General features: G+C 62.7%; 14 protein-coding genes. 8 read left to right on the top strand and 6 right to left on the bottom strand.

Going from position 1 to position 18,661, the window contains the following annotated elements; translation table 11 throughout:
• The coding region (locus AC54AF_RS12360; RefSeq protein ID WP_496636777.1) for a two-partner secretion domain-containing protein at positions 1–4,033 on the bottom strand (4,033 nt) is incomplete at its 3' end.
• A 127-nt stretch (positions 4,034–4,160) separates the two neighbouring features.
• Between AC54AF_RS12360 and AC54AF_RS12355 the strand changes: the two genes are divergently transcribed.
• A complete protein-coding gene (locus AC54AF_RS12355) occupies positions 4,161–4,295 on the top strand; it encodes a hypothetical protein (protein WP_496636776.1) in 135 nt (44 codons plus the stop codon).
• A gap of 86 nt (positions 4,296–4,381) precedes the next feature.
• Here AC54AF_RS12355 and AC54AF_RS12350 read toward each other — a convergent pair whose 3' ends face one another.
• Complete coding sequence (locus AC54AF_RS12350) at positions 4,382–6,388, bottom strand: sensor histidine kinase (protein WP_496636775.1); 2,007 nt, start codon at positions 6,386–6,388, stop codon at positions 4,382–4,384.
• Positions 6,389–6,468: 80 nt separating this feature from the next.
• On the opposite strand from AC54AF_RS12350, the gene AC54AF_RS12345 reads away from it, so the two are divergent.
• Positions 6,469–7,170: a response regulator transcription factor gene (locus AC54AF_RS12345; RefSeq protein ID WP_496636774.1), complete on the top strand. Its 702-nt coding sequence runs from the start codon at positions 6,469–6,471 to the stop codon at positions 7,168–7,170.
• A gap of 313 nt (positions 7,171–7,483) precedes the next feature.
• Here the strand turns inward: AC54AF_RS12345 and AC54AF_RS12340 are convergent, their stop codons facing one another.
• Positions 7,484–7,957, bottom strand: a complete 474-nt coding sequence (locus tag AC54AF_RS12340; RefSeq protein WP_496636773.1) for an Lrp/AsnC family transcriptional regulator — start codon at positions 7,955–7,957, stop codon at positions 7,484–7,486.
• Positions 7,958–8,118: 161 nt separating this feature from the next.
• Between AC54AF_RS12340 and glmS the strand changes: the two genes are divergently transcribed.
• Positions 8,119–9,948, top strand: coding sequence for a glutamine--fructose-6-phosphate transaminase (isomerizing) (gene glmS / locus AC54AF_RS12335; protein ID WP_496636772.1), 1,830 nt, complete (start codon positions 8,119–8,121; stop codon positions 9,946–9,948).
• A 173-nt stretch (positions 9,949–10,121) separates the two neighbouring features.
• On the top strand, positions 10,122–11,279 hold the full coding sequence (locus tag AC54AF_RS12330) for a serine hydrolase domain-containing protein (protein ID WP_496636771.1): 1,158 nt from the start codon (positions 10,122–10,124) through the stop codon (positions 11,277–11,279).
• A gap of 33 nt (positions 11,280–11,312) precedes the next feature.
• On the opposite strand, the gene AC54AF_RS12325 is transcribed toward AC54AF_RS12330, so the two are convergent.
• Positions 11,313–12,248 carry a LysR family transcriptional regulator gene (locus AC54AF_RS12325; RefSeq protein ID WP_496636770.1) on the bottom strand — a complete coding sequence of 312 codons (936 nt, stop codon included), beginning with the start codon at positions 12,246–12,248 and terminating at the stop codon, positions 11,313–11,315.
• Between the two features lie 128 nt (positions 12,249–12,376).
• Here AC54AF_RS12325 and msuE point away from each other — a divergent pair, with 128 nt between their 5' ends.
• From msuE to AC54AF_RS12310, 3 genes are all read left to right on the top strand, one after another.
• Positions 12,377–12,955: an FMN reductase gene (gene msuE, locus AC54AF_RS12320; RefSeq protein WP_496636769.1), complete on the top strand. Its 579-nt coding sequence runs from the start codon at positions 12,377–12,379 to the stop codon at positions 12,953–12,955.
• Positions 12,956–13,021: 66 nt separating this feature from the next.
• Positions 13,022–14,002 carry a DUF1852 domain-containing protein gene (locus AC54AF_RS12315; RefSeq protein WP_496636768.1) on the top strand — a complete coding sequence of 327 codons (981 nt, stop codon included), beginning with the start codon at positions 13,022–13,024 and terminating at the stop codon, positions 14,000–14,002.
• A gap of 24 nt (positions 14,003–14,026) precedes the next feature.
• Entirely contained in the window at positions 14,027–15,052 is a 1,026-nt protein-coding gene (locus AC54AF_RS12310; protein WP_496636767.1) for a methionine synthase, read from the top strand.
• Here AC54AF_RS12310 and AC54AF_RS12305 read toward each other — a convergent pair.
• Positions 15,049–15,333, bottom strand: a complete 285-nt coding sequence (locus tag AC54AF_RS12305; RefSeq protein WP_496636766.1) for a hypothetical protein — start codon at positions 15,331–15,333, stop codon at positions 15,049–15,051. The two genes, AC54AF_RS12310 and AC54AF_RS12305, sit on opposite strands and share 4 nt — an antisense overlap.
• Before the next feature lie 337 nt (positions 15,334–15,670).
• Between AC54AF_RS12305 and AC54AF_RS12300 the strand changes: the two genes are divergently transcribed.
• On the top strand, positions 15,671–18,130 hold the full coding sequence (locus AC54AF_RS12300) for a DUF3772 domain-containing protein (RefSeq protein ID WP_496636765.1): 2,460 nt from the start codon (positions 15,671–15,673) through the stop codon (positions 18,128–18,130).
• Here the strand turns inward: AC54AF_RS12300 and AC54AF_RS12295 are convergent, their stop codons facing one another.
• Positions 18,131–18,619, bottom strand: coding sequence for a DUF2938 family protein (locus AC54AF_RS12295; RefSeq protein ID WP_131686906.1), 489 nt, complete (start codon positions 18,617–18,619; stop codon positions 18,131–18,133). It lies immediately after the preceding gene.
• Positions 18,620–18,661: the final 42 nt, after the last annotated feature.

Genomic DNA, 18,661 nt, shown 5'->3' with positions numbered 1-18,661 from the left:
CGAGCTGGTCGTCGCCCAGCGCCTGCACCGTGGCCGTGCCCGTCAGGGTGGCTTGATTGGTCGCGTCGTAGACTTTATTGGCGGCGCCCACGCCTTGCACGCTCAGCGTGGCGCGGGTGATGGTGGCACGGTGCTGACCGCCTTCCAGCGTGTAGTTGCCAGCCAGGCCACCCTGGCCATCGGCCAGCATCAGGGTGCCGTTGTTGAGGAGCTTGTTGACGCCTGCGTTTTTGTTGTCGAGGCTGCCGATGCCGGACAGGACCAGGCTCTCGCCGCTGACCAATCCGCGCAAGGTCAGCAGGCCGGCGGCCATGTCGCTGCCGCCGTCGTAGGTACGCATGCCATTGAGGTTGATGATGGCCCGGTTGACCGTCAGCGCACCGGCTTGCAGGTCGATGTCATAACCTTGCTGGCTGGAATACAGATAGCTGCCGCCGGCCTGATAGGTGCCGGCGTTGCGTACGTTGCCATACGGGCCGCTGGCGGCCCTCAGGACGAGTCCGGAGCCGGCGGCGCCAGCCACCGAATACTGCACATTGTTCAAGCCTCCGACGTAGAGCTTGCCATCGTAGGTCTTGCTGACGCCATCGGCCGTCACGGTCAAGGCGCTCAGGAAGCTGCGCAGCAGCGGCGCCGTCTGGCCTTCATAGATGCGCCAGACGGCATGGCTGCCGGCGCTGGAAGCCATGTCCCAGCCGTCGAAGCTGGCTTGCGAACGCATCTGTGCATCGCTCAGGCCGCGCACATTGCTCAGCGTGCCTTCGTTCTCTGCGATGCCCGCTGCCGGGGACTCGCCTTTCCAGAAACTGTCGCGCACCACGCCCGCGTTGTAGCCGATCAGGGCGCCCGTGCTGGCATTGCCTTGCACGGCGCCCGTCGCGTAGCTGTTGCTGACGCTATCGGTGGCGCGGGAATTGTAGCCGAGCAAGCCGCCCACATCGCGGTCACCGCTCACCGCGCCGCTGGCGTAGCTGTCGGCGATCGCACCGCTCTTGTTGTAGCCGACCAGGCCGCCCGCATTGTCTTCGGTGGCCGTGACATTGCCGCTGGCGTAGCTGCCGCGCACGCTGGCGACAGCGCCGTCATAGCCGCGATTATCCCCTACCAGGCCGCCGATATTGCGCAAGCCGCTGGCATCGCCGCTGGCATAGCTGTCGATGATGCTGCCGCTATTCTGCCCGGCCAGGCCCCCCACTTTGCCACTGCTGCCGCTGACGGTGCCGCTGGCATGGCTGGCGCTGATGGTGCCGTCGAAATTCTCGCCCACCAGGCCACCGACACTGCTTTCCCCGTTGACGGTCGTCGTTGCGTAGCTATTGCTGACCAGACCTGCATTCGAACCCACCAGGCTGCCGACGGCGAAGGCGCCGTTGACGCTGCCGCCGAGCAGGCCGATATTGCTGATGAGCGAAGTCTTGTCCGTATAGCCGATCAGGCCCGCATAGTCGTCGCTGGGACGGTTGATATACAGGCCGCTGATGGTCTGGCCCTGGCCGTCCAGGCTACCCGTGAATGCGTTGTCGCGCGTGCCGACGGGAATGAAGCCAGCCTCGCTCCAGACATCCTTGCCGCCCGCCGTGCCGCTGGCGTCGATATTGGTGCCCAGCACATACGCGGCGCCCGGCGCCATGGCCATCAATTGCAGTTGGTGGGCATTCTGGATGGTGGTCGAGTACTCGGACGCCAGCATCGGATACGTGGCGCCGGCCGCGCCGCCAGCATTGTTCAGACCGCCGTCCACGTTGACCAGCACCCAGTTGTTGCCCGTTGCGCCAGGCGTGGTGGTGAAGTTAAAGCCCGTGAAACTGCTGGCCGTGCGCATTTGCGCGTCCGTCAGGCCAGTGCCGCCACTCGAACTGGCCTGACCAGTGCCGCTGATCGACCAAAAACTATTGCGTGTGGCGGGACGTGCGCCGTTGCTGCCGACCAGGCCGCCCACGCTGAAGCCGCCAGGAGTGATGATCAGGCGGCCCGTGGCGAAACTGGTGTCGATCGATCCCGTGTTGGCGCCTACCAGGCCACCAGCCATGCTTTGGCCCGTCACGCTGCCCGTGGCATAGCTGTTGATGATCTGGCCGATATTGACGCCTGCCAGTCCGCCGCTTTGCCAATCGCTGCTGACGGCGCCGGTGGCGTGGCTGTTGATGATGGTGCCACTGTTGCGCGCCACCAGCCCGCCGCTGACGCTTGTGCTGCTGACGTCGAGTGCCGCATAGCTATTCCTGATCGTGCCGTAGTTCTCGCCCACCAGGCCGCCAGCGTAATAGTGGGTCTTGATCTTGCCGCCATACAAGCCAACGTTCTGGATCAGGGCATCCTTGGTGGTAAGGGAAAACAAGCCGCTGCCGTTGCCATATCCCGACATCATGCTGAGCTGATTGATCGAATGACCGAGGCCGTCGAAGATGCCGCTGAAGCCCGTGTCCCGGCCCAGCGGCCTGAAGCCAGCGTCGAACCATTCGGGATTCCAGGCAGAAGAGGCGGTGGCGGAGGCGTCGATATTGGCGCCGAGCACATAATTGCCATCGAGCTTGCCATTAATGCCTTGCAAGTCGGTGCCCGTGACACTGCGGTAGGAGCCCAGGGCGGTAATCACCGTGTAGCCGGTGCGGATGCCGTCCGCGCCCAATTTGGTGCTGAAGTTTTGCCCGGCAGGCAGATTCACCTGGGCGCCGCCGCCCAGTTGGTACATGGCCGTGTTGCCGGCGCCAGCGGCGCCCTGGCCGTATTCCAGCGCCAGGCTGGCCGTGCCGGAACCGTTCAAGGTGGCGTTGATATTGATGTTGCGCTGCGCGTTCAGGGTCAGCTCATGGGCGGACCAGCTGACCTTGTCGTTGACATGCACGTCGCCGGCCGTGCCGGCGCTGCCTCGCGTGCTCTGGATCACGACATTGCCATTGCGCAGATTGGCCGACAGGGCGGCGCCGCTGATGTCGCCGCCGCTGGCGGCGATGGTGAAGTCGACCGGGTCGATCAGCCAGGTGCCGGCGCGGCCCTGCGCCGCCGCCGTGCTGATGTGAACGTCATTGTCGATCTTCACGCGGGCGGCGCTCGTTTCGACGAAGCCGCCATTGCCGCCCGCGGGGGCGCTGGCGTCCAGCGTGCCGCTCACATGGGTGGTGCCGGCACGCATGCCGCCGAGCAAGACGATGCTGCCGTCGCGCTGTTCCATGCTGCGCGCCTCGATGACGCCCGTGTTGTTGACGACGCTGGCCAGCAGGGAATCGCGGGCGCCAGCGCTCATCAGCACCTGGCCGCCATCGGAGCGGATCTGCCCGCCGTTCTCGGCCAGGTTGTCCAGGGTGCTTTGGTCGATCTGCAACTGCAGCAGGCGCGCGCCGTCAAAGCTCAGGGTGGCGGCGCTGCCGGCACCCAGGGCAACCGTGCCCAGGCGTGCCGAAATGCTGCCCTGGTTGCTCACTTGCCGGCCCAGCAGGGCGATATAGCCGCCATCGGCCGCGCGCAGCGTGCCTTCGTTGACGACCTTGCCAGCGCCATGGCCGGCGAACGCGTGCTTTGAGCCGCCCAGGCTGGCGCTGTCGACGTCGAGCGTCGAGGCCACCAGGCCGCCTACATTGACTTGCGCGCTGCGGCCGAACAGCACGCCGTTCGGATTGATCAGGTACACCTGGCCATTCGCGTTGACTCTGCCGAGGATCTGCGTGCCGTTGCTGTCGAAGATGCGGTTGACGGCCAGCGCGCTGGCCGAGGGCTGGACAAAGTTGACGGTTTCATGGGCGCCCACGTTGAAACTGTTCCAGTTCAGCGCCGCCTGCTGGCTCGATTGCCTGATCGTGGTGCTGTTGCCCTGCTGGCTGATGCTGGCCGTGCCGCCCACCACCTGCCCGCCCGTGGGCGCGGCCAGCGCCGGCCCTCCCAGCGCCAGCGCCGTCATGGCGGCAGCCGCCGCCGCCAGTTTGCGGCGGCTGCCCTTGCCGCGTCCGCGCGACGTTTCCGCGACGGCGACCCAGGCGTTCAGGACGTGGCTCCAGACGAGGCGGTAGATATGATTCAATGATCCATGACGATGCATATGGTCGATCCTTGTTGATTTGAAAAAGGAATGCCCGGCGCCAGGCTGGCGTGGGAAGTAATGGGATGACAATCGCTCAGGGATGCGAGCGGCGATAGGCGTGGCCAATGCTGCGGATGAAGAATGAATGGCGATGCATGTTTTCCCTGTGCTGAACGTGGTGGCGCTGATGGCCGGCAGGAAAGCTACGCACTTCCCGGACATCATCTATTTTGTTGCTTTTTTAAACATTGTCGTTATAAAAAGCTACAAAGATTTCTGAATGGAAAGATATCAGAACGGGGAAATTTAAAATTGAGCAAACCTGAGCGATTCCCGACTGATTCAGTCGGGAATGCGGACAGCGATTCAGGCGGGCAGACGCAGGGCGAAGCTGATGGTGCCGTTGCCGCCGGCGCTGGCCAGCGTGACCTGGCCACCATGCAATTCGGCGATGCGCTGCACCAGGTACAGGCCCAGCCCGGCGCCGGGCTTGTGCTGGGCGATGCGGCCGCGGAAGTATTTCTGGAACAGGCGCGGGATTTCATCGGCGGGCAGGGGTTCGCCCGCATTGCTGACGACGATCTGTACGCGGCCGTCATCGAGCATGGCGGCTTGCATGCGGATCGCCTGGGCCTGCGGCGCGTGCCGGTCGGCATTACTCAGCAGGTTGCGCAGGGCCACGCGCAGCAGGCTGGCATCGGCCACGATGCTGTCGGGAAGTGCCTGCACGCTGGCCTCGATGCGGCCATCGGGCCACTCGGCCAGCACGGCGTGCAGCAGGGCGCGCAAGTCGCATGGCTGGGGACGGAACGTCGCCGCGCTCGTTTCCATGCGGTCGGCGCTCAGGTATTCATCCACCAGCGCCGTCATGCGGCCGCTCGCTTCGCGCAAATTCTGGCAGCGTTGCAGGGTTTTTTCCCGTGGCGCTTCGGTGTTGCGGGCAATTTGCTGGGCCGTGGTGTTGATGATGGCCAGTGGCGTGTGGAATTCATGCGACACCATGGCAACAAAATCCTGCTGTTCTTCGCGCGTGCGGGTTTCCACTTCCAGGGCCGCACGCAATTCGCCCTCGAGCGCGGCGCGCCGACCGATTTCCTGTTGCAATGCCGCCGTGCGCCGCGCCACCTGCTCTTCCAGGCGTTCATTCAGGGCGCGTACGGCGCGTACGGCGTCGGCCTGTGCCTTGTCCTTGGCGCGGCGCAATTCCGCGTAACGGCGGTTGAGGCGCAGGCTCATCAGCATCATGTGCACGAAGGCGCCCAGGGTGGCCGCGTGGTTGGTCCAGAAGTTGGGTGGCACGATCGCCATATTGCGCAGGAAACTGACGATGACACCGGCGTAGAAGATGCCGAAGATGAACAGGAATGCATGTGCCGGGCGATGCCCGCGCAACGCCAGCCAGCTGGCCAGGCCTATGAACAGCACGATCAGCGGCAAGGCCGTCATTTGCACCACCAGCACGCCCGCGGCATAGTCGCCGCGCAGCACCAGCAGCGCCCCGAACAGGGCGGCGGCGGCCGTGATGCCCACCACGCTGCGGCTGAAACGGGGATACAGGGCGGGCAGCTCCAGCTGCAAGGTGGAAAACCGCGCGCCGACGGCGATGGACATGGCCATCGATACGCCCAGCATGGGGTCGGACAGCCCATTCGGCATGGCGAAGATCTGCTGGGGAATGGCGATCGTCAGCGCTTCCGTGGTGGCATTCGTCAGCACGTACAGCAGGTACCAGCCGCTGTGGGCTTCGCGCGTCATGCGCCAGAAAAAGATATGGAACAGGATCAGCAGCAAATAGCTGCCGAACTGCAAGCCGTAATACAGGTATTCGCGGCGCGAGGCGTTGTCGAAGGCATCGCTGGGCAACAACGTCAGCTCCGTCGACATGGCTTTCTTGCTTTGCAGGCGCACCAGCCAGCGCTGCGGCTGACCGGGTTGCAACTGCACGGGAAACACCACCTGGCGCGCATCGATGGGCCAGGCGTCGCGGATCACGTCGGCGCCCGCCTCTTGCCGCAGCCAGTGTCCGGCCTGGTCCTGGCGATACAGGCGCACCTCATCAAGCACGGCGTTGCTAAAGCGCAACACCCATTCATCGGGCGACTGCACCGCGCGCGTCACCTCCAGGCGCAGCCAGATGGCATCCTGCGTATAGCCGGCGCTGACGGCGCCAGGCAGGGGGCGCCAGCCGGGTGCGCTCAGCGCGGCGTCCGGTTCCAGCCGGCCTGAGGCATCGCGCAGTATCTGCATGTGGCCACTGGCGGAAACGGCTTGCCCGCTGGCCGGCAGCAGCAGTGGCGCAGGCAAGGGCGCGGCACCTCCGGCCAGCGGCTGCACGGTGGCGAACAACAGGAAAATGGCGAGCAGGATTTTCATGGCGCAGGAGCTTACCATGCGGGGCAGGACGTCCCTGCGGCTCGCTTCCCGGCTGCATGATGATCGGTTATCCTTGCGCCATGTTGAACCTCATCCTGCTTGAAGACGAAGCCGTGCTGCGCCACGAGCTGACCGAGTTTCTCGGCGATTGCGGCTACCGCGTCAGCGCCGTGGCCGACCTGGCCGCCTTCCACGCCTGCTACACGCCGGCACTGCACCGCATTGCCATCATCGACCTCGGCTTGCCCGATGGCGAAGGCATGGTGCTGGTGCGCGCCTTGCGCGCACAGGGGCAGCCCATCGGCATCGTCGTCTTTACGGCGCGCGGAGCCACGCAGGACAAGGTCAACGGACTGGGCGGTGGTGCCGACTACTACCTGCCCAAGAGCGCCGACTTGGACGAGCTGGCCGCCACCCTGGGCGCGCTGGCACGGCGCCTCGGCCCGTCACTGCCCGCCGCCGTGCCGCCGCCGGCCCCGGCCTGGGTACTGGAACTGGGACCACGCCGCCTCTTGCCGCCCGGCTGCGGCGCCATTGCATTGTCGCAACAGGATGTGACGGTGCTGCATGTGCTGATGGCCGAGCCGGAACGCATCGTCAGCCGCCAGCAGATCGTGCAATCGCTGGGCGAGGATTTTCTCAGTTACGACCAGCGCCGCCTGGACACCCAGATCAGCCGCTTGCGCCGCAAGGCCGAACAGGCGGCGGGCCTGGCATTGCCCATCAATACCGCCCGCAACGCCGGCTACCGCTTCTATGCCGATGCCGAAGTGCGCCCCTGAACTGTCCGTCTGCCGCCACTCGGTGAGTGTGGATAAGCCTGTCGATAAGTGGACGCATAACTTGTTGGCAAGCTGTGTGCAGCCGGTGTACAAGTTCAGCTGCTGGCGCTTGATGATCTCCTTCCGCGCTGGCGCAGCGCCGGCATCGGCCGCATGGCGCTGCTTCCTGGCTCATCGCTTCTCATCCTGCCGTGGTCTGCCCATGTCATTGCTGTGCATAAGCCTGTGGGTAACCGCGGCATAAGCGGTGGAAAAGCACCGTATAAATCTGTGGGAAAGCGGTGGGCAAGCAGTGGACAAATCAGTCAAAAAATCAGACGGCGATGCGCGTCTCGAATTTGCTGCGAAACGTGGAAAAGTAGCTTTTGACGTTGCGCACATTGGCGTGCGCGGCAAACAGGCGGTGCGCCAGCGCGTGGTAGGCGGGCATGTCGGCCACCTGCACCATCAGCACGAAGTCGGGCCCGGGCGAGACGCGATAGCATTGCAGCACGGCGGGCTCGTCCGCCACGAGTTGCTCGAATGCCGCCATGCGCTCGGCCGCCTGCACGTCGAGCGTGATTTCCACGATGGCCGTCAGGCGCGCGCCCACCAGCTGCGGCGCGACGATGGCCACTTGCCGCTCGATGACGCCGCTTTCCCGTAAATGCTTGACGCGCCGCAAACACGTGGGCGCCGAGACGTGCACCGCTTGCGCCAGCTCACTGTTGGTTTGCGATGCATCAATTTGCAAGGCGTTCAAGATGCGACGATCGATCTCGTCGAGAGAAATGTTGCCAGGGTTCATGATTTTAGTGAATTGGAAAATATATCGAGTTTAAATGAAATAATATTTCACCGCAAAATAGTCGTGAAATATTCAGTCAAAAATACACGGATTTAGAAAGCATATTTCATGCGCTCTGCATTAGCATGCGTGCATTGATGAATTTTTAGACAGAGGTTTCCATGTGCGGCATCGTCGGCGCGGTAGCGCAACGTAATATCACTCCCATCCTGGTCGAAGGCTTGAAGCGCCTGGAATACCGCGGCTACGATTCCTGCGGCATCGCCCTGCATGCGGATGGCCGTTTGCAGCGTTCGCGTTCCACCTCGCGCGTGGCCGAGCTGGAAAAGCAGATCGCCGAAGAAGGCTTGAGCGGTTTTACGGGCATCGCCCACACGCGCTGGGCCACGCATGGCGCCCCGGTCTCGTTCAATGCCCACCCGCATTTTTCCCCAACGGAAGAGAACGCCAGAGTGGCGCTGGTGCATAACGGCATCATCGAAAACCACGACGAACTGCGCGCCGAACTGACGGCCTTGGGTTACGTCTTCCAGAGCCAGACGGACACGGAAGTGATCGCCCACCTGGTCGAGCACATGTATAACGGCGACCTGTTCGAAACCGTGCAGCAGGCCGTGAAACGCCTCGACGGCGCGTATGCGATCGCCGTCTTCTGCCGCGACGAGCCGCACCGCGTGGTGGCCGCGCGTCAGGGCTCGCCGCTGATCGTCGGCCTGGGCAATGGTGAAAACTTTGTCGCCTCGGACGCCATGGCGCTGGCCGGCACGACGGACCAGATCATCTACCTGGAAGAAGGCGACGTGGTCGACCTGCAATTGTCGCGCTGCTGGATCGTCGACGTCGATGGCAAGCCCGTCGAGCGCGAAGTGAAAACCGTGCACGCCCACACGGGCGCGGCCGAGCTGGGTCCGTACCGCCATTACATGCAGAAGGAAATTTTTGAACAGCCGCGCGCCATCGGCGACACGCTCGAAGGCGTGACGGGCATCATGCCGGAACTGTTCGGCGACAACGCTTATCAGATCTTCAAGCAGATCGACCGCGTGCTGATCCTCGCCTGCGGCACCAGCTCGTATGCAGGCATGACGGCCAAGTACTGGATCGAATCGATCGCCAAGGTGCCCGTCAGCGTGGAAGTGGCCAGCGAATACCGCTACCGCGACAGCGTGCCGCACCCGAACACGCTGGTGGTGACCATTTCGCAAAGCGGCGAAACGGCCGATACCCTGGCCGCCCTGAAACATGCGCGCAGCCTGGGCATGCAGCACACCTTGACCATCTGCAACGTGGCCACCAGCGCCATGGTGCGCGAATGCGCCTTGGCCTACATCACGCGCGCCGGCGTGGAAGTGGGCGTGGCGTCCACCAAGGCCTTCACCACGCAGCTGGCCGGCCTGTTCCTGCTGACCCTGTGCCTGGCGCAAGTCAATGGCCGCCTGTCCGAAGAGCAGGAAGCGGCGCACCTGAAAGCCATGCGCCACCTGCCCGTCGCCATCGCGTCCGTGCTGGCGCTGGAACCGCAGATCATCGCCTGGTCCGAGGAATTCGCGCGCAAGGAAAACGCCCTCTTCCTGGGCCGCGGCATGCACTACCCGATCGCCCTGGAAGGCGCCTTGAAACTGAAGGAAATCTCGTACATCCACGCCGAAGCGTATCCGGCCGGCGAACTGAAGCACGGCCCGCTGGCCCTGGTGACGAATGAAATGCCCGTCGTTACCATCGCGCCAAACGACGCCCTGATCGAAAAGCTCAAATCGAACATGCAGGAAGTGCGCGCCCGCGGCGGCCAGCTGTACGTCTTCGCCGACGTCGACTCGCGCATCAGTTCCGGCGAAGGTCTGCACGTGATCCGCCTGCCCGAGCACTACGGCGATTTGTCGCCGATCCTGCACGTGGTCGCGCTGCAATTGCTGGCCTACCATACGGCGCTGGCGCGCGGCACGGATGTGGACAAGCCACGCAATCTGGCGAAATCGGTGACGGTGGAGTAAGCAGGCCGGGGGCCGCCCCGGGCCGCCAGGAATGGAAAGAAACGCCACCGCCGGGTGGCGTTTTCTTTAATCAAGCACCGCCGTTCACTCTCTGGAAAAACCATGCGCGTGACTTTTTTCTGTCACCGCGGAATCCATTGTGCGAGAATGCCCCTCCCCCCTGGATGGTGCGCATGATGAGCAAACTCGCCGCAATCGTAGCTGGAATGACACTACTGCTGGCAGCTTGTCAGCCCGCCGCCACGGTACCTGCGCATGACATTCCTGCGGCAATGAGGCAGACCGCGACCACCCTGCTGCAGTCAACATTGCTACATGCGACCTCGATTGCTGTCGTTTATCGGGGCAAGGAATTCATTCTGCATCAAGGCGAGCTGGAGACCGGCAAAGCCAATCCGCCGAACGATACAACGCTGTATGAAATCGGCTCAGTCAGCAAAACTTTTGCTGGCCTGCTACTGGCGAACGCCGTGCTCGATGGCAAGGCGGCGCTCGACGATCCCATACAACAGTACCTGGCGGATGCCTACCCGAACCTGCAGTCGCAGGGGCAGCCAGTGCGCTTGCGCCATTTGATCACGCACACCAGCACTATGCCGGGCATGCTGCCATTGCAGGTGAACACCATATTGAAGGATTTCACGGCACACGCCACGCCGGCAAAGCTCAATGCAGCCTATGCCAACTACGGACAACCGCAATTCTGGCAAGACTTGCACACGGTCAGCATCAAGGGGCCGCTTGGTCAGGACTACGCCTATTCAAGCGCCGGTACCGAACTCATTGCGCACACGCTCGAAAAAATTTACGCAATGCCGTATGAAGTGCTGCTCACGCAATTCCTCGCGCGCGCAGCCGGCATGCACGATACCAGGCTGAGAATCACCGCCAAGGATAGCGGCCGGCTGGCGCCCGGCTACCACAGCGACAATCCCGTCATGACGACACCGATGCCACAACTGCCCTGGGGAGCAGCCGGCAATCTGAAGTCGACCATGCCGGATATGGCGAAGTATTTGCGCCTGCAATTGGGCGCCCATCCTGCGGTCGTCGAATCGCACCAGCCTTTGGCGCGCTTTCAGGACGATTTCAGCATCGGCTATTTCTGGAACATCGGCAGCAATCGCCAGTTGGGCACGCATTATGTCCACCATGGCGGCGTGCCACGCGCGCAAAGCTACGCCTACATCGTTCCCAAATATCAGCTTGGCGTCTTCATCATCACCAACCAGAGCGGCGACGCTACCGCCGGCGCCATGGAAAGCGCGCTGGCGCATATTTTCGACACAGTGGAATCGATGGAAAGCGCGAAGCTGGCAGGCCCCAGGTAACAGGCGTGCGTGCTGGCGCTGGCGGGCCCGGGCTTATCGGGATACATCCAGGGTTTTACCTTCTTGGCGTCCATGCGCCATGGCGAAGGCAGGCTGGCGCGCCAGTGCGATGAAGGCGCGCACGTAGTCGATGGCGGTGTCCGTCTCGCGTGCGCCCAGGAAAATCTGCTTGGCGATGCCGCGCGGGCCCAGCCGCACGGGCACCACGTCCATCTTGGCCGCGTATTCCTCGACCAGCCAGCGCGGCAGGGCGGCCACGCCGCGGCCGCTGGCCACCATCTGCAGCATGATATCGGTCGTTTCGATGGCTTTGTGGCGCTTTGGCGTGACACCGGCCGGCAAGAGGAATTGATTGTAAATATCCAGGCGCTCGATGTCCACGGGGTAGCTGATCAGCACTTCCTGGGTCAGTTGCTGGGGCTGCACATAGGCCGCCGCAGCCAGCGCATGGCCCTTGGCCACGACGAGCACCTGCTCGTAGTCGAACACGGGTTCGAATGTCAGCCCCGGCTTGTACAGCGGGTCGGGCGTGACCAGCAGGTCGATCTCGTAGCCGAACAGCGCGCCGATGCCGCCGAACTGGAACTTCTGCTTGACGTCCACGTCCACGTCGGGCCATGCGGCCAGATAGGGGGACACCACCTTGAGCAGCCACTGGTAGCAAGGGTGGCATTCCATGCCGATGCGCAGCGCACCGCGCTCGCCCTGCGCGAACTGGCCCAGGCGCTCTTCGGCCAGGTCCAGTTGCGGCAGCACCCGGTTCGCTACCGCCAGCAAGTACTGGCCGGCCTGCGTCAGGCGCAGGTTGCGCCCTTCGCGCAGCCACACATCGGTGCCCAGCTGCTGCTCCAGCTTCTTCATGCTGTGGCTCAGGGCCGACTGGGTCAGGTGCAGCACGCCCGCTGCAGCCGTCAACGACCCTTGTTTCTCGACCTGCTGGACGATGTTGAGGTGGATGCGTTCAAGCATTGAGATGAGCCATGTTCATGGATGTATGAAATAAGACCATTATACTTCATCGATTCCCGCCGCTATCATCGGTCCCCTTGTTGCCTGCATTTGTCGGCCCTGGCGCATCCATCCCTATGAAAGCAAACATGACACGTCCACTTCGTTTAGTCGCGGTTTCCGGCGGGCTGCAACGCCCTTCCAAGGCTGCCGCCCTGGCAGAGCACCTGATGGATCTGATCGCCGACGAAGTGCTGTGCGAACAGCGCCTGGTCGAACTGGGCCAGCTCGCACCGCATGCCGGCGCGGTCTGGCGCTCCCACCTGCCCGACACGGTGGAGCGGGAACTGGTTGCGGTCGAGCAAGCCGACATCCTGGTGGTGGCGACACCGGTGTATCGCGGCGCGTACACGGGGCTGTTCAAGCACTTCTTCGATTTTATTGATCAGGATGCCCTGATCGACAAGCCGGTCTTGCTGGCGGCCACCGGCGGCAGCGAACGCCATGCCCTGATGATCGATCACCAGTTGCGGCCGCTGTTCAGCTTCTTCCAGGCCCGCACATTGCCGCTGGGCGTGTACGCGACCGACAAGGATTTCGCCGACTACCGCGTGCAGGACGAGGCCTTGCTCCAGCGCGCCATGCTGGCGGTCCAACGGGCATTGCCATTGATCGGCTTGACCCGCCATACGCGCTCCGCCGCCGCAGACGAAACGGTCGCAGCCTGAAACGCATCACGACGGTCAACAATCGCCCCATTCATTTTTCGCAAAAAATCAGGACACCAGATCACCATGAGCAAAGATTTTGTATTCAGCATCAAGAGCATTATTTTCGATGAAAACTATCGTCCGGCAGATAACACGCGCCTGACGACCAACTTTGCCAATCTGGCCAGGGGAACGAGCCGCCAGGAGAACCTGCGCAATACCCTGCGGATGATCAGCAATCGCTTCAACAACCTGGCGCATTGGGACAACCCGAACGGAGATCGCTACTCTGTCGAGCTCGACATCATTTCTGTCGAGTTGAATATTGATGTCGCAGGCAGCAACATCCCATTGATCGAGATCTTACAGCCGAATATCCTCGACAAAAAGACCGATGAACGCATCGCCGGCATTGCAGGGAATAATTTCTCTTCTTACGTGCGCGATTACGACTTCAGCGTGCTGCTGCCAGAGCACAACAATAATAAAGCCACATTCAGCGCTCCAGATGACTTCGGCGATTTTCATGGCAAGCTGTTCAAGCACTTTGTTAATTCAGATACGTACAAGGCGCATTTCAACAAGCCGCCTGTCATCTGTATCAGCGCCTCGAGCAGCAAGACCTATCATCGGACTGAGAATCGGCACCCCATCCTGGGCGTCGAGTATCAACAGAATGAGTTTTCCTCGACGGATGAATATTTCGAGAAGATGGGGATGCGAGTGCGCTATTTCATGCCGCCAGACAGCGCCGCCCCGCTGGCGTTCTATTTTATCGGCGACCTGCTGGGTGACTACACCAATCTTGAGCTGATCGGCACCATCAGCACGATGGAAACCTTTCAAAAGATTTACCGGCCCGAGATTTACAACGCCAATTGTGCGGCGGGAAAAGTTTATCAGCCTAGCCTCAAGCATCAGGACTATTCATTGACGCAAATTGTCTATGACCGGGAAGAGCGCAGCCAGCTGGCTGTCAAGCAGGGAAAATATACGGAAGAGCATTTCATCAAGCCCTACAAGAATAGGCTTGAACAATGGGCCGCCACCACGCTCTCTAACTAAACAAAAGATACGACATCATCGATCATGAAAAAATTATTGCCTACCTCGACCGCCGGCAGCTTGCCCAAACCTTCCTGGCTGGCACAGCCTGAAAAGCTGTGGTCGCCCTGGAAATTGCAGGACGAGGAATTGATTGAAGGAAAACAAGATGCCTTACGCTTGTCCCTGCAGGAACAGCAGCAGGCGGGCATCGATATCGTCAGTGATGGCGAGCAAACGCGCCAGCATTTTGTCACCACGTTTATCGAGCATCTGAGCGGCGTCGATTTTGACAAACGCGAGACCGTCAGAATCCGTGATCGCTACGATGCGAGCGTGCCGACCGTCGTTGGCGCCGTGAGCCGCACTAAGCCCGTTTTTGTGGAGGACGCCAAATTTTTACGCCAGCAAACCACGCAGCCGATCAAATGGGCGCTGCCAGGTCCGATGACGATGATCGATACGCTGTATGACAGCCACTACAAGAGCCGCGAAAAACTGGCCTGGGAATTCGCCAAGATCCTCAACCAGGAAGCCAGAGAACTGGAGGCGGCCGGCGTCGACATCATCCAGTTTGACGAACCCGCATTCAATGTCTTTTTTGATGAGGTCAATGATTGGGGGATCGCCACCCTGGAGCGGGCGATCGAAGGGCTCAAATGCGAAACGGCCGTGCATATTTGCTATGGCTACGGCATCAAGGCCAATACGGACTGGAAAAATACGCTGGGGTCCGAGTGGCGTCAATACGAGGAATCGTTCCCCAAGCTGCAGAAATCAAATATCGACATCATCTCGCTGGAATGCCACAACTCGCGTGTTCCCATCGATTTGATTGAACTCATACGCGGTAAAAAAGTGATGGTCGGGGCCATCGACGTGGCATCCAACACCATTGAAACGCCGGAGGAAGTGGCCAACACCCTGCGCAAGGCGCTGCGCTTTGTCGATGCGGACAAACTCTACCCGAGCACCAACTGCGGCATGGCGCCCTTGTCTCGTCGCGTCGCCAGAGGCAAGCTGCATGCGCTCAGTGCCGGCGCGGACATTATCCGAAGAGAGCTTTCCTAGTCGGTGGGTGAAATGATGCCTGCACCTGAGCCAAGCGCCCCCAGGATAGTCCGCAAGCGCTCCGCCATCCGTGCCCGCAAGGCTCCGTTCAGCAGCGGCGCCACCTGCGCAAAAGCTTCCGCGATGCGCGTCAGCAAGGTATCCATATAGTCTTCCGCCTGCTGGCGCGTGGCGAAGCCGAAACGGGTGTGATTGCGCAGCATGGCGTCGCGCGTGATGTCGCGGCGGCCGGCGCTCACTTGCATGACCAGCGCTTGCGGGTCGTCATCCGTATCCGGCACCACATCGAAGGCGGGCGAGGCGCCAGCGTTGTTCGTCCAGGTCGAACAGGACGGCGTGGTTGCGCGGATATGTTTGTTATTGCTTCATGATAGATGCACATAAAATTGAATTTAATCATACTAAATTCAATTTTATGTTCGCCTATATTCCCTAATTCCTTGCCGCACGAAAATTTCCGCCATCTATCGCAGGAGTGCGCTAGGCTGTCGCTGTTTGCCGTACAGTTAAGCAACTCCCGTAATATCCATCGCCCCGGTGCCGGCCGCTACAGCCGCCGCGCCTGCTGGCGCGATGCTGTCTCGTTTTCCCCTGTATTGACCTGGCCGATAGGACCGCATGATTTCATTCCGTACCCCCCATTTTTCTTCCGCGCGCCCGCACTGGCGCGGTTGGCTATTGCCGCTGCTATTGACCCTGCTGCTGGCATGCTCGCTGGCCGCAGCGCCCGCCTGGTCGCAGCCCGTCGATGACGCCGCCACGGCCGACCAGCGTCTCGATGGCTTGCGCAAGCAAATTACAAGCATTCAGAAGGCGCTCGATGGCGAGGCGGAGCTCGATGATGCGACCCTGTCGCAGATGCGCGCCGATGCGCTGGCCGCCAGCGCCGAGGCCGACAAGGTGGCCGATGCGCTCGCGCCGACCCTGTCGAGCGTGCAGGCGCGCCTGGCCGAGCTGGGCCAGCCGGCGGCGGGCACCAAAGATGCCCCCGACGTGGCGGCGCAGCGTAGCCAGCTGGACCGCACCAGCAGCGCGCTCGATGCGCAAGTAAAACTGGCGCGCCTGCTGGCCGTGGAAGCGACGCAGGCGTCGGAGCAAGTATCGACGGTGCGCCGCGCGCAGTTGCAGGCGCGTCTGGGCGAACGTACGGCCTCGATTCTGGCCGGCTCGTTCTGGAAACAGCTGCATGCGGAATTGCCGCAGAATCTGCAGCGCCTGCGGGCGCTGGAGCTGGAATTGGCGAATGCGGCGCGCGCCACGCCGTGGTCCGCCTGGGGCGGCTTGCTGGCCGCCATCGTGGCCGTGATCGGCGCCAGCATCTGGACTTCGCGCTACTTGCTATTGGTCACGTCCACGCGCGTGCCGCATGGCCGTTTGCGCCGTTCGCTGCATGCGCTGGCCGTGCTGGTGCTGGCGCTGGCCACGCCGGGCCTGGTGGCCGAATTGCTGGCCATGGGCTTGCGCTGGGAGGGCGGCCTGTCCGAAAAGACCTCGACTTTCCTCAGCAGCTTGATCGGCATCATCTGCTTTGCCGGCTTTACGGCGGGACTCGGCCACGCGCTGCTGTCGCCACGGCGCGTGTCGTGGCGTCTGCTGCCCCTGCCCGATGCGCTGGCGCACCGCATGCGCAATTTCCCGTCGATGTTTGCCTTCATCGTCGTGCTCGTGTGGGCCACGGAACGCGTCACCATCGTCATCAATGCGGGGCTGTCGACGGCCGTGGCCGTCAACTGCATCGTCGCCCTCGTGATGAGCACGACCATCGCGTATGGCTTGATGCGCGCCGAGCGCTGCTGGCGCCAATTGCGCGAGGCCGATCCCGCCACCCTGGTGACGCCGCTATGGCTGCGCTGCGTCACGGTGCTGCTGTGGCTGGCGCTGGCGTCCAGCGTCATCAGCTTGCTGATCGGCTATGTGGCGTTCGGCAGTTTTATTGCCAAGCAAATCGCCTGGGTCATCGTGGTGGTGTGCAGCACCTATCTGCTGACGGTGCTGGTCGACGACATCTGCATGCTGCTGGCCTCGACGCCGCCGCCGCCGGACGCCGCCCATCCCGTGCTGGCGACACCCAAGGCGCGCGACCAGGCTGCCGTGCTGCTGTCGGGCATCGGCCGCGCCATCGTCGTGCTGCTGGCCCTGATGCTGCTGCTGGCGCCGTTCGGCGAAGGTCCGGGCGAATTGTTCCAGCGGGTCGGCAAGCTGCAGGATGGCCTGGCCATCGGCGAGGTGGCGATCCGCCCGGCCGCGCTGATCCAGGCCTTGCTGGTATTGCTCGTCGGTTTTGTCGCGCTGGGTCTGTTCAAGCGCTGGCTGCAAAACAGTTATTTGCCGACCACGAATCTCGATACGGGCATGCAAGTGTCGTTCATCACCCTGTTCGGCTACATCGGCGGCGTGCTGGCCGTGGCGCTGGCGCTGTCGGCGGCCGGCATCGGCCTGGAGCGCATCGCGTGGGTGGCGTCGGCCTTGTCGGTGGGTATCGGTTTTGGCTTGCAGGCGGTGGTGCAGAACTTCGTCTCCGGCCTGATTCTCCTGGCCGAGCGCCCCGTCAAGGTAGGCGACTGGGTGTCGCTGGGCGGCGTGGAGGGCGATATTCGCCGCATCAATGTGCGCGCCACGGAAATCCAGCTGGGCGACCGCTCCACGGTGATCGTGCCGAACTCGGAATTCATTACCAAGACGGTGCGCAACGTGACTCTCGCCAATCCGCTGGGCCTGGTGCAGGTCAAGCTGCCGCTGCCGCTGGGCACGGATGCGCAGGCGGCGCGCGCGCTGATCCTGTCCGTCTTTGTCGACAATCCCGACGTGCTCGACACACCGGCGCCCAGCGTGCAGCTCGATGGCATCGACAATGGCCTCTTGTTGTTCAACGCCACCGGCTTTGCCTCGTCGCCGCGCCTGACGTCGGGCATCCGCAGCGCGCTGCTGTTCGAACTGCTCAAGCGCCTGGACGATGCCCACATCGCGATTGCCAAGCCCAGCACGATGGTGCTGAGCACTTTGCCGGCGCAGCCCGAGGCGCCGGCCATCTCAGCCGTTGCGCCGGCACCCGCCCCTGTGCCGCCGCTGACGAGCTGATCAGCGGATAGTCGACCACAGCAGGGCCGCCAGGTACAGGCCGATGCCGAACGCCGTGTGGGCCATCAGGCTGCGCAGGCGGGCGGCCGCCGGATGCGGCGTCTTGCTGGCGGCCAGGCCGGCGCCCATGCCCGGCTGCAAGATGCAAAACGGCGCGGCCACGCTCACCAGGCCCGCCAGCAGGGCTGGCGCGAAGGTCGGCCCTTGCACCCACTCCTGTCCCACCAGCGCCAGCAGCACGGCCGCGAACAGCACGCCGATCACATAGTGGGCCGTCCAGCCCAGGACCGCCTCATCGCGCACGGGCGCCGCCTGGGCGATGTTGATGTGGCTCAAGGTGCCGCGCGGCAGATGGCCGAGCCAGCGCCCCACCATCGCCAAGTTCAGCGAGGGGATGCACCAGAAGCGCTTTAGCGCCACCGCCCACACATCCATCACCGCCGTCGCGCCCACGCCGATCGCCAGGGCATCAAGCCAGAGTATTTGCATCGCTGTCATCCTTTAACATTCAATAGATTGCTTGAATGTTAT

Source organism: Janthinobacterium sp. JF4 (genome assembly GCF_059617925.1).
The sequence above is the reverse complement of the archived record's forward strand: the minus strand, read 5'-3'. Positions and strand labels throughout refer to the sequence as shown.